11 protein-coding genes are annotated in these 11,547 nt (G+C 44.5%); 5 read left to right on the top strand and 6 right to left on the bottom strand.

Annotated elements, in window-relative coordinates; translation table 11 throughout:
- Nucleotides 1-63 precede the first annotated feature (63 nt).
- The 3 genes from H6F66_RS04715 (at nucleotide 64) to abc-f (ending at nucleotide 3,837) form a co-directional block, all read left to right on the top strand.
- Nucleotides 64-486 carry an STAS domain-containing protein gene (locus H6F66_RS04715; RefSeq protein ID WP_190418728.1) on the top strand — a complete coding sequence of 141 codons (423 nt, stop codon included), beginning with the start codon at nucleotides 64-66 and terminating at the stop codon, nucleotides 484-486.
- A 560-nt stretch (nucleotides 487-1,046) separates the two neighbouring features.
- Complete coding sequence (gene rsgA, locus H6F66_RS04710) at nucleotides 1,047-2,108, top strand: ribosome small subunit-dependent GTPase A (RefSeq protein WP_190418727.1); 1,062 nt, start codon at nucleotides 1,047-1,049, stop codon at nucleotides 2,106-2,108.
- Between the two features lie 112 nt (nucleotides 2,109-2,220).
- Nucleotides 2,221-3,837 (top strand): ribosomal protection-like ABC-F family protein, encoded by a 1,617-nt coding sequence (gene abc-f, locus H6F66_RS04705; RefSeq protein WP_190418725.1) that lies wholly within the window; start codon nucleotides 2,221-2,223, stop codon nucleotides 3,835-3,837.
- Nucleotides 3,838-3,960: 123 nt separating this feature from the next.
- Here abc-f and H6F66_RS04700 read toward each other — a convergent pair whose 3' ends face one another.
- Nucleotides 3,961-4,902, bottom strand: a complete 942-nt coding sequence (locus tag H6F66_RS04700) for a glycosyltransferase (RefSeq protein ID WP_190418724.1) — start codon at nucleotides 4,900-4,902, stop codon at nucleotides 3,961-3,963.
- Between the two features lie 147 nt (nucleotides 4,903-5,049).
- Here H6F66_RS04700 and H6F66_RS04695 point away from each other — a divergent pair, with 147 nt between their 5' ends.
- Complete coding sequence (locus tag H6F66_RS04695) at nucleotides 5,050-6,249, top strand: argininosuccinate synthase (protein ID WP_190418723.1); 1,200 nt, start codon at nucleotides 5,050-5,052, stop codon at nucleotides 6,247-6,249.
- A 145-nt stretch (nucleotides 6,250-6,394) separates the two neighbouring features.
- On the opposite strand, the gene H6F66_RS04690 is transcribed toward H6F66_RS04695, so the two are convergent.
- The 3 genes from H6F66_RS04690 to H6F66_RS04680 form a co-directional block, all read right to left on the bottom strand.
- The gene (locus tag H6F66_RS04690) at nucleotides 6,395-7,027 is read right to left on the bottom strand and encodes a DedA family protein (RefSeq protein ID WP_190418722.1); all 633 of its coding nucleotides are present in this window, start codon (nucleotides 7,025-7,027) and stop codon (nucleotides 6,395-6,397) included.
- Nucleotides 7,028-7,092: 65 nt separating this feature from the next.
- Nucleotides 7,093-7,584: an Hpt domain-containing protein gene (locus H6F66_RS04685; protein WP_190418721.1), complete on the bottom strand. Its 492-nt coding sequence runs from the start codon at nucleotides 7,582-7,584 to the stop codon at nucleotides 7,093-7,095.
- 376 nt (nucleotides 7,585-7,960) lie between these two features.
- Nucleotides 7,961-8,209 (bottom strand): Ycf34 family protein, encoded by a 249-nt coding sequence (locus tag H6F66_RS04680; protein ID WP_190418720.1) that lies wholly within the window; start codon nucleotides 8,207-8,209, stop codon nucleotides 7,961-7,963.
- Nucleotides 8,210-8,407: 198 nt separating this feature from the next.
- Between H6F66_RS04680 and H6F66_RS04675 the strand changes: the two genes are divergently transcribed.
- On the top strand, nucleotides 8,408-9,679 hold the full coding sequence (locus tag H6F66_RS04675; RefSeq protein ID WP_190418719.1) for a CCA tRNA nucleotidyltransferase: 1,272 nt from the start codon (nucleotides 8,408-8,410) through the stop codon (nucleotides 9,677-9,679).
- 138 nt (nucleotides 9,680-9,817) lie between these two features.
- Here the strand turns inward: H6F66_RS04675 and H6F66_RS04670 are convergent, their stop codons facing one another.
- Together H6F66_RS04670 and H6F66_RS04660 are read right to left on the bottom strand one after the other, a co-directional pair.
- Complete coding sequence (locus H6F66_RS04670) at nucleotides 9,818-10,777, bottom strand: orange carotenoid protein N-terminal domain-containing protein (protein WP_190418717.1); 960 nt, start codon at nucleotides 10,775-10,777, stop codon at nucleotides 9,818-9,820.
- A gap of 236 nt (nucleotides 10,778-11,013) precedes the next feature.
- Nucleotides 11,014-11,541: a GrpB family protein gene (locus tag H6F66_RS04660; protein WP_190418713.1), complete on the bottom strand. Its 528-nt coding sequence runs from the start codon at nucleotides 11,539-11,541 to the stop codon at nucleotides 11,014-11,016.
- Nucleotides 11,542-11,547: the final 6 nt, after the last annotated feature.

Here is an 11,547-nt window from a genome sequence, read left to right as displayed (position 1 = left end):
CCTTTTTAACAACCATTTCAGCAAAATTTTTCCCCTTTCTTTTACTAATTGAGGCGTATCTATATGAGCATTCTTTCTAAAGTCGTTCAATCTCCTGATGTTTTGGATGGTTCTAAGGCTACCCAGTTTACCCGTGATATCGAAATCCTGATTAAGCAGGGAGTTAAAATTGTTCTACTCGACCTGAGAAATGTCACCTTTATGAGTAGTTCTGGCTTAATGGCTCTAGTTTCAGTTTTGAGAATGGCTAGAGCGTCTGGTTGCAAAGCTTTTATTCATTCAAGCAGCGACGAAGTCAGAATTATTTTGGAAATGACAGGTTTAGATCAAGTTGTTCAAATCCTTAATAGCTCGGAAGATTTTAATAACCTAGAAGCCAAAGCAGTGTCTAATGTTCAACCTAAACTAGACACCTTGCCAAGGTCAGTATCCTCGCGCAAGCTGAAGTCGGCTGGTTCCCAAGCACAGGCTGCTTCCGCACGATAAAGAGGTTTACTCGTTAAGATTTTCTGACTGGGAATGCAATAAGTGAGGCGGTCGTCGCCTCACTTATCCTTTTTTTTAGGAATTTTTAGGTTGATAATGATACCTAAACCCAACAACTCCCCCTCGGTTACTGGTTGTTGGGTTTTGTTTTTCAAACGCTACATCTCTCTAGAGTCCTAATAAAGCAAGTTGGGGGTAGCCCACCCTACGTTTACTAACTTCATTCCTTCGAGTCGCCTGATTGGGTGATGCCCTAAAGCCAAACGCGCCAATAATATAAGCTAAGCGATCGCGCTTATTTCAATATATCTGATCTGTGAAGATTCCTAAGTTATGTAAACTACATTGCTTCGATTGATTCCTTGTAGTACGATGTTACAAGCTCGATTGGAACATTCTTGAAAAGTATCAAAGGAGAAAAAACCATGAAGGATATTGTCGCGATTGAAACCAATAACCATCAAGACACAACACCCTAACCTCACAGATGTACGCAAATAATTTTCACAATTCCTCTGTGAGTGTAGCGGTCAGCATACGCACACCTAGAGGAAAATTAAATGAATTTAGAGGTATTAGGCTGGAATAGTTTTTTTGCCAAAAACTTCAATAGCTACTTGCAACAGGGATATACTGTTGGGCGAGTCGCTATAGAGCAGAAAAACACTTACCTTCTCTATACTGAATTTGGAGAGCAAAGAGCAGAAGTTACGGGGAAAATGCGCCACCAAGCCGGAGGACGCGCAGATTTCCCGGCGGTAGGAGATTGGGTAGTAATTAGCCCCATTAATGGCGAAGAAAGAGCACTAATCCATGAGATTTTGCCGCGCAAAAGTAAGTTTTCTCGGAAAACTGTAGGCGCAATCACAGATGAGCAAATCATTGGTACTAACATTGATACGGTATTTCTAGTTTCGGGATTGGATGGGGATTTCAATGTTAGAAGAATTGAACGCTATCTGATTTTAGTTTGGGAAAGTGGCGCTAATCCAGTCATCATTCTGAACAAAGCAGACTTGTGCGATCGAGTTGAGGAAAGACGAGTTGAAATAGAAGCGATCGCGCCCGGTGTAGAGATTATCATTCTGAGCGCGATCGCGCACCTTGGACTGGAAGCTTTAACCCCTTACCTTACCACTGGGCAAACTGTAGCCCTAATTGGTTCTTCTGGAGTGGGAAAATCCACGATTACGAATCAATTAGTAGGTGAAGACATTCAAGCTGTTCAATCAGTCCGCCTTGGAGATAGTCGCGGTCGTCACACCACAACACATCGAGAGTTAATCATCTTACCTTCTGGGGGTTTGCTGATAGATACTCCGGGAATGCGAGAAATACAAATATGGGCTGGAAATGAAGGTTTGCAGTCAACTTTTTCGGATATCGAAACTATAGCAAAGTTGTGTCGCTTCGGCGATTGTCAACATGAGAAAGAACCTGGATGTGCAGTGCAACAGGCGATTTTTGAGGGTACGCTTGATAAGCAACGTTTCTACAACTATCAAAAACTGGAACAAGAAGTTGCATATTTGAGCCGCAAACAGGATAAAAAGGCGCAATTAGTCGAGAAAGAGAAATGGAAAAAAATCCATAAAGCTTTGAGGAAAAATCCCAAGCGTTAATCATTGCTACCCATTTCTCTTCCGATGCGCTAGGAATACATATCTCACCCCCTTTTTAAGGGGGTATGAGGTATAGCATTACCAATAAAAATTAAACCTAGGAGCTTTTACTATGGATGTAAAATCACTTTTAGTAGCTGAAAATATTAGCTACGAATTTGCTTCAGGGAGAACTTTATTCAAGGAGATTAAAGTTGGGATTGCTAAAGGCGATCGCATTGCTCTGGTTGGTGCTAATGGGGTAGGCAAGTCAACATTTTTAAAAATCTTGGCTGGTGAAATCCAAGCCAGCTCTGGTTCGGTGATTAGTCACGCTGTTTATTACTTACCGCAAATTAGTACAATAAAACAGGAAATTAAAGAAAATACTGTTCTCAACTTTCTCAGTTCATTATCCGATGAATGGTGGGAAATCGGAGATATATTAGAGGCGACACTAGGCACCTCTATTGATATGTCTTTACCGATTGGAAGTTTAAGCGGTGGAGAAATAACTAAACTATTTCTGGCGATTGGTTTATCTAAACAGCCAAGTCTCTTATTGCTGGATGAACCCACTAATCACATGGATTTTCTAGCTTTAGAGACTTTGAAGAATTTCTTAACCGACTTTACCGGAGCTTTCGTAATAGTCTCTCACAAACCTTTTTTCTTAGACCAAGTTGTGAATACAACCTGGGAATTAACTCAATCGGGACTGAAGGTTTACGGCGGTAACTATTCTGCTTATAAAGCACAAAAAGAGACAGAAATACAGGTCGCCTTAAGGACACATGAAGTAGCAAAAAAAGAACTCCTACGTGTCAAAGAGGCAGCCTTAGAGGAACAAAAACGTGCTGCACGCTCAAGAAAAGAAGGACGCTTACAAGCTCACGATAGAAGTATGGGAAGGGCAGAAAGAGGTTTCTTTTCTGAGTTAGCATCCTCTGCTGCTGGAAGCGCTTCAAAAAAACATGAAGCAACCGTGGCTAAAGCAATGCAAAAATTTGAAGCTTCTAAAATTAAGACAAATAAGGTTACTCTGGTAAGTTTGGAGGAAGGAAGTAGTAAAAAGGGGCGAAATCTCATTGATATTCAAGGCGCGGAACTCAAAATTGGAAACCAACTTCTCCTCAAAAATATACAGCTTCATATTTCATCGGGAGAGCGGGTTACTGTTTCCGGAGCTAATGGTTCGGGTAAGTCAAGTTTGGTGAAAGCAATTCTGGGTATTAGAAATCAGAGTTCCCAACTTTTTCTTGAGGGGGGCGAAGTTTTAGTTTCAAAAGATATGCAAGTCGTATATCTCGACCAGAATTATGAGTTAGTAGATAGGGAAATGACAGTTTTAGAAAATATGCGGAAAGCTAATTCAAGTCTTGCCTATCAACTTTTACGGCAACAGTTAGGACATTTTCTGTTTTTCAATGATGAAGTCAATAAAAAGGCTAATTTGTTAAGTGGAGGTGAGTTAGCTAGACTAGCATTGGCTATGATAAGTATTTCATCAATTGATTTACTGGTTTTGGATGAACCGACGAACAATCTGGATTTAGAAACAGTTGCTCAGATTGTCGAAGCGTTATCGGAGTTTCAGGGGGCAATTTGCGTTATTTCCCATGACATCGATTTCTTGAGTAAGATTCAGATAACCAAAGCCTGGAGAATTAAAAATAAAACTTTGCAAGCTACAGCTTTTCTTCCCAATCAGCAAGAGCAATATTATCAAGAAATAATTGGTAATTTGTAAGATTAATTCTTCTTTGGGAAGAATTGGATTGCATCCCAGTAAAAGCACCTAGCGATTAGAAATCGCGGCTATACAAACTAAGTCCGCCTGCGCGGACTCAATGAACCAACCAAATTTGATGATTTAAGCTTTATGCTGCATCTCGGCGTAAGCAGCATAAACACCCTGAACGTTATACCAGTTAAGGAAAATTCGGGCAATTTCTAAAGCTAATTGGGGATTACCTCGGTCAATTAACCATTGTAGAAAGGGTGCCATTGTCTGTTCGTTAAGTCTACCGCCAAGAGAAAGTAGTCCCCAGAGGATGCGGTGCAGCAGAGTCATTTGAATCATCATTCGCACGTTCCAAGAAGGGTGTTTTTGATAAAACAAAACTCCCATGCGTCCCCGTTCAATTTCTCTACCAATCATGCCCTGAATTTGTTCTAAGGCAAAGGGTGGATGCCAGTGATAACCGACAGCTTCGGGGCATTTAATCAGTTTTAACCCTAGTTGTTTGAGCCTAACACCTAGTTCTAAATCTTCCCAGCCGTAGAGTTGAAAGCGGGTGTCGAAAAGTCCAGCTTGTTCCAACCAATGCTTTGCGATCGCTACATTTCCGGTAGCAAAGTAAGCGGCTGAAAAATCCGTAATTTTGTAAGGTTCAGAAGTCGGGTTCTCAAAGTTGTTGGTATTGATCACCCAACCATAGGTAAAGACGCGATCGCATCCTAACTTCTGCTGTCCCTGCACCAAAGCATTAGCGTGTGAGGTGAGAAAATGTTCAGTGACAACCAAATCGCTATCAATAAAAATGATAGTGTCACCTTGAGCCTGTTCTACTCCCAGATTACGGGCGGCGGCTGGCCCTTTGTGGTCTTGCGAGTGCGATCGCACATGAGGAAACTCAGCAGCGTGCGATTCTAGCCACTCCAGCGTCCCATCCGTCGAACCATCATCCACCAGCACAACTTCGTAGCCTGTAACTCGACTATAAGCGCCCAACTGCTGAGATTCTAGCGCTCTCAAGCACTTTTCCAAAATAGGTTTGCGATTGTAAGTTGGAATGACAACGCTAAAAAACACCGTTTCCCCTGGAATACAACTGTTTACAGTATCCCTCAAAGAAGAGGTAAGCCCATAATTGAATATGAATCTGTGATATTACTGACAAGAATGGACAAAGATTAGTTGCATAATAAGAACTCGTTGTTTTGCGGGATTGAGAGATAAATGGGTCGTGCTACTAAAGTGGTGCTGGCATATTCAGGTGGAGTCGATACCTCCGTCTGTATCCCATACCTTAAAGAGGAGTGGGGAGTAAAAGAAGTGATTACCCTGGCGGCGGATCTAGGACAGGGAGATGAACTAGATCCAATCCGGGAAAAAGCCTTAAAATCGGGTGCGAGTGAATCGCTAGTAATTGATGTAGTCGAGAGATTCGTCAAAGATTATGGATTTCCGGCGATTCAGGCGAATGCACTTTACGAAAATCGCTATCCCTTAGCGACTGCTTTGGCTCGTCCGTTGATTGCGAAAATATTAGTAGAAGCTGCGGAAAAATACGGTGCAGATGCGATCGCGCACGGTTGCACTGGCAAAGGTAACGATCAGGTGCGCTTTGACGTGTCGATTGGCGCACTTAATCCCCACCTCAAAATCTTAGCACCAGCAAGGGAATGGGGCATGAGCCGCGAGGAAACAATTGCCTACGGCGAACGCTTCGGGATTCCATCGCCAGTGAAAAAGTCTTCGCCTTACAGCCTTGACCGCAATTTGCTTGGCTTAGCAATTGAGGCTGGCCCTCTGGAAGATCCGTGGACGGAACCGCCGGAAGAAGTTTTTGCGCTCACCAAAGCGATCGCGGATACACCCAACGAGCCAGAATATGTTGAGATTGGTTTCGAGAAAGGCTTACCTACCACCATTAACGGCGAAAACCTCTCGCCAGTGGCTCTAATTACTAAACTCAACGAGCTAGCTGGAAACCACGGTGTCGGACGCATCGACATGATCGAAAACCGCCTTGTGGGTATCAAATCGCGGGAAGTCTACGAATCTCCCGCAATGCTGGTATTAATCCACGCGCACCGCGACTTAGAAAGCTTGACTCTGACCGCAGATGTCACCCGCTACAAGCGGGGCATTGAAGAAACTTACAGCCAGTTAGTCTATAACGGTCTGTGGTATAGTCCGCTAAAAGCCGCTCTGGATGCCTTCATCCAACAAACACAAGAGCGGGTAACAGGAACAGTACGGGTTAAACTCTTTAAAGGCAACGCGATGATTGTGGGACGCAACTCTGACAATTCTCTCTACAGCCATGACTTAGCTACCTATGGCGCTGAAGATCAGTTTGACCACAAGGCAGCTGAAGGGTTTATCTACGTTTGGGGATTGCCTACTCGCGTTTGGTCGCAGAAAGCGGATTAAAGTCTCTTCCAGTCTCGGACTGGAACTATCTATCGGCTCGTGCCGAATACATAGTTGAGGAAGGACTTTAAACTGAAAGTGAGGCATCACTTGAGGGAGAGCCTCTTGAATGCGTTCCCAGTCTCAGACTGGGAACGAGGATATTTTAACTTTTTTCAATTTCGCGTTTAGCTTCGCGTGCCTCTAACCAGAGGGGGACGACAATCCAGGCAATTACCGCCAGCAAAGCTACTATGCCAAATTGTGCTACCCACAAAACTAATTTTTCTAGGGGAATGATTCGCCCTGCGAAAAATGATAAAGTTACCATCACCGATGCCCACGCCGTTGCCCCGGCAATGTTATACATCATGAATTTGAGAAAGGGCATTTCGGCAACTCCAGCTAGGGGACTGGCAACAATCCGTAGCAGCGCTAAGAAACGACCGAGAAATACGGTTTTCCCGGCGTTTTCGCTAAACTGATTTTTAAATTCGGCGAGTTTCTCTTCGCGGATGCGGAAGATTCGCCCTACACTCACCAGTAAAGGCCAGCCGCCATATCTGCCAATCCAGTAGCCGCAGGTACCGCCTACGACTGCACCAGCGATCGCGCTACCTAGCACAAACCAGTAATTCAGTTCTTTACTACCTGCCAAAAACCCCCCAGCTAGAGTAATCGTTTCACCGGGTAGGGGAATTCCCAGGTTTTCAATCAAAATTCCCAAAAAAACTGCCCAATAACCGTATTGGTGAGCAATTTCTTGGACGTTTTCCAGCGATACAAAATCGAAGGACATTTAAGGTAACTTAATAAAGCTTCATCTATTAACTCATATTGACGCGATTCCGGGATAAGTGTCAATCAAAAAAACGACTTTTCCCTATAGGCGTTGCTTTCAGCCTGAAATTTTTGTAATTCTCTATACAAAGCGCTTTTACATCTGGCATACTCAACATAAAGCTGGATTGCTATGCCCAAATCGTCTGGTCTGCTGCCACCGCGACCGTTTGATTCTAGATACTGGCAAAGCTTTGAGAGTTTGGTTGCGCCAAGGGCAGCACTGCTTGACTTGAAGCTGTTAGCTTGATGCTCTAATGCTGCCATATCTCCTTTTGCTACAGCGATCGCGATCGCTCGCAGCTTTTTGGGAGCCTCCTCGACAAAAATATCAACTATACCCATCATAAACTCTAAAGCGCTTTCGCCTAATGACTCTCGCCATTTTTGCAACACTTTAGTATCAAGCGCTTCTCCATACTCGTTGTCTGAATCTGAGTTATCCCAGTCCATCTGGCAGTTACACGGGTCTTGTGCCAGGTTCTCAATAGTTTTTACGATTATGTCAGAGCGCATATTACTTTAATAATTCTCTGAAGTTTAGCTCTTAGTTCCAAACTACAGGGAATCGCTGTATAAATCGTCCGTTATTTCACCTAAAGCATTTCCGTAAATGGGGGTGGATTCGGTATAAATCTAAAGATTATTTTAATTATTTATGTATTATAAAATACAGATCACAGAATTTTCACTGAAAACATTCACCAAGTTCAACGCAACTTTATAAAACAGTGCGATCGCCTACTCTTGATCTGAGCGAAATTACTGAGAGTCAAAAACCCGGCAGTTATGCCAGGTTTTTTAGAGGACGGGCAATTTTTGACAAAGGCCCGTCAACAGCTAGGCGCGATTCGCCGTTCAAGAGCGATCGCTGTGTTGTTATCAGCTTATTTCAGGTTGGCACTAGCTCACCAGGACGCAACTTCGCCCATTTGCCAGTTTCCTGTTTAAAGCTGAGACAACCCACAACATCCCATTCCATTTCAATAAAATCGTCCATCGAACGGATATTCACGTTAATTGTGGGTTCAGTAGCCTCAAAATCAGGTGTTTCAGTCAGGTGAGGCACCTGATGCTGCGTTTCTACGGCATTGTAGGTGGTGCAGCGATCTACGTAATGGCAGTTAATACAAATACACATGGTGCAGCCTCCGAAGGCTTTTCTGTTAATCTAGCGCAGACAACACTTGATATTAATTACCGTCAGGGTTGATTTTTGTTGCATCAGTTTTTTGTTGGTTGCGCTTTGGCGTGGGAAAGTTGGAAAGTTTGAATGTAGGAAAGTTGTTAGAACCTTAATCGTTTCAACTTTCCCACTTTTCAACCCTTAAGGTGACTAATGACTAATTCCTCTGCCTTATCTCCCGAAACATGGCCTTTTAGCCTGGAATTGCTGGCTACTCCTGCTTATATGGTAGGTGGTGCCGTGCGGGATGCCTTGCTGGAACGTCGCCGCGAGTACCTGGATTTGGATTTTGTCCTACTCACCGATGCGGTAAAGACAGCGCGAAAAATTGCCAGTCGCTACAAGGCGGGTTTTGTGCTGTTGGATGCCTCTAGACAGATTGCCAGAGTCGTATTTGACCAAGCAACCGCTGATTTTGCTCAAGCTGAAGGAGCAAATTTAGAGACAGATTTACGGCGGCGGGATTATACGATGAATGCGATCGCTTACAATCCCCACACAAGCGAACTCATCGATCCCCTCAACGGCTATGCAGATTTGCAGCAAGGCATCATCCGCATGGTTTCCCCCAAAAATCTGCAAGATGACCCTTTACGGCTACTACGCGCTTACCGCCAAGCCGCCCAGCTGGGTTTTATCATTGAACCCGAAACCCTAACCGTAATTCGCCAATTAGCGCCCTTGCTAGGGCAAGTGTCATCAGAACGGGTGCAAGCAGAGTTAGCTTATCTCCTCAACACTCCTGACGGCACACCCTGGATGATTGCGGCTATTAAGGATGGTTTACTTCAAACTTGGTTTAAGAGTGCCTTTAGCCCCTCTTTTGAAGGGGAGTTGGGGGGATCAGCCGGCTGTAAAAAATTGACAGTTATTGAACCTTCGGCTGTTGTACTAGCCAAAACTTGGGCTGAGTTAGGAAACTTACTCTCCAAACCAGTAGGCGATACCTTAAAAACCTCTTGGTTGGGAATTGCAAAACTGGCAACTCTGCTGTCACCCATCCCGGAACAAGCCGAAGCTGAATTATTAAATTTAAAATACAGTCGCGCTGAAATTCGCGCCCTCACCACTGCAATTAAATACCTACCCCAATTGCAATCATCCCAGATGTCTTTACCAGAACAGTATTTTTTCTTTCGCGGAGTAGGGCAAGTCTTTCCGGCTTTGGCAGTGTTAGCTGTGGCATCTGGGACACCTGTAGCAGAGTTGGCACCCCTAATCAACCTCTACCTCACCCCTGATAATCAAGTTGCCCATCCTACGCCACTGGTCACGGGTACACAGTTAATGCAAACTTTCAACTTAAAAGCTGGGCCACAAGTTGGTAAAGTCCTCACGGCGCTGGGATTGGCACGCGCCGAAGGCAGAATATCCACCCCAGCAGAAGCCATAAAATTAGCTTCCCAATTACTTGAGGAGCCGTAATTTTTGGATTACTTGGATTACATTGATAAAACAAAATTAGGAGTTGGGTAAATGCGATCGCACTTTCCCAACTCCAGAAGACTTGTTGGGTTCTCAACCTTAACCCAACCTAACTATGTCTCAAAGCGACTTAGCCTTCTACCCACGAGTCAGATTTAGCAGTTCTTTAGGGGATGCCAGCAAGTCAACTGCTACGAAGAAAATTTTGCCTTGGGGATTTAGTAAGAAGCGCCACGCAATGTTCATCCCAACGCTAGCACCGAACCAAGGTGTTTCTACTGTGCCTGTTACTTTATGCTGCGTATAGCCATCTTCTATGCGCTCTGATACGCCCTTCTGTGGCATCATTTTGAGTCCCTGGCATTCTTCACGCATATATGCAGAAATTGCCTCATGACCGACAATCGGCTTCTGGAATGGCGGTTGCAATGCTCCGTTTTCAACAAATAAAGCCACAGCAGCTTCAAAGTCAAATGCGTTCATGTTCTGAATATAATTCAGCACCGTAGGCTCAGTGATGCCCTCGATTTTGACGTTAGCACGAGAAGCTAGCTCGGTTGGTGTCATCAGGGGATCTTCGGGTTTTGCGTAATCGTTAAGAGCAGGATCAAATCCCATGTTGACTACGGTATTACGCAAAACTGTGATTTGCTGACCCGGATCGAGTTTCTTAATGGTTTCTAGCACTGCTGAGGCTTCAGGTGTCATTTGATAGCCAGGAGGGATGGGAGCGACAATACCCTGTGCCATCAATTCTCCTAATTCATACCAAAAACCTAGTTTGGTGTTGACGCTGAAAGAAGAATAGGAGCGGCTGATGGGAGTGTCAGCACGGTTAGCAAGATCGTTCATGACTTGCGTTTGGGCGGCAGCAGGCATCTGCTTAATTTGGGCTAGTAAACCTTCCGCTAGTATCATGCGGGCGGCTCCTGTAGCGGCGCGAGTAATTGAAACACCCATTTCGGTGTAGGCAAACCAAAGTAATGCCAGTTGATCGTCAACGCTGAGCTTATCGAAGGCTTGCGTGGTAGCTGGAACAGCATTAGCTACCTGGGTAGTAGGGAAAATGCCTTGAGCTGTCTCGATCGTATACGTCATGGATGTATTTTTAGATTCGCCAAAAGTGTCAAACCAGAAGCCTCTGGTTTACGAATCTTTCTCTCCTGTAATAAACATATAACAAAAGTTTACATTTTTCAATAAAAGTTTACAAAAGGGGAGGCTGCGATCGCGCCATCAAGAACTTGCACCAATCGGCTTTCTTCAGGCGTGGGGTGAGGTTCATTACTGGATGTGATTGTCTCAGCACTAGAATTACGGCTGAAAAACTTGATTCACCCGCTTGCTTCACACGGCTTGCTCCAAGCCCTAGCATCCGAGAGCATCTGCTCAATCAAAGGTGCCTTTGCCTGGACGTAGCCCTCTCGATCTAGCCGGAATTGAACAGCCAGCTTGCGTTTCAAAGCTTCGTATTGCTTCGCCTTGTCTGGGTGGTGCTGGAGAAAATTGCGGAATAGAAGTTGGTTTTCCCAAACTTCATTTCCCAGCTTCACTAGATGAAGGTGGTGAGTGCGGGGCATTCCTTTACGAAAGAAGTGCCGCCCTGGAATACCCGCCTCACCTTGGTAGACATAGCCGAGTATTTCCAAAGCTTTGATGTCGGTGGGGCTTGGTGGTAACTCCTCCACGCCTACAAGAATATCGATAATCGGTTTAGCCGCCAATCCTGGTACTGAGGTACTGCCAATGTGTTGAATATCCAAGACAGCATCACCGAGGGCGTTGAGAATCTGGGACTTTTCCTGCTCAAATCGGATAGACCAATTAGCATCGTAATCCACTACTTGGATAGAATCTTCCATAGTTTT

The organism is Trichocoleus sp. FACHB-6 (assembly GCF_014695815.1).
Classification (GTDB): Bacteria; Cyanobacteriota; Cyanobacteriia; order Cyanobacteriales; family FACHB-T130; genus Funiculus; species Funiculus sociatus.
The sequence above is the reverse complement of the archived record's forward strand: the minus strand, read 5'-3'. Positions and strand labels throughout refer to the sequence as shown.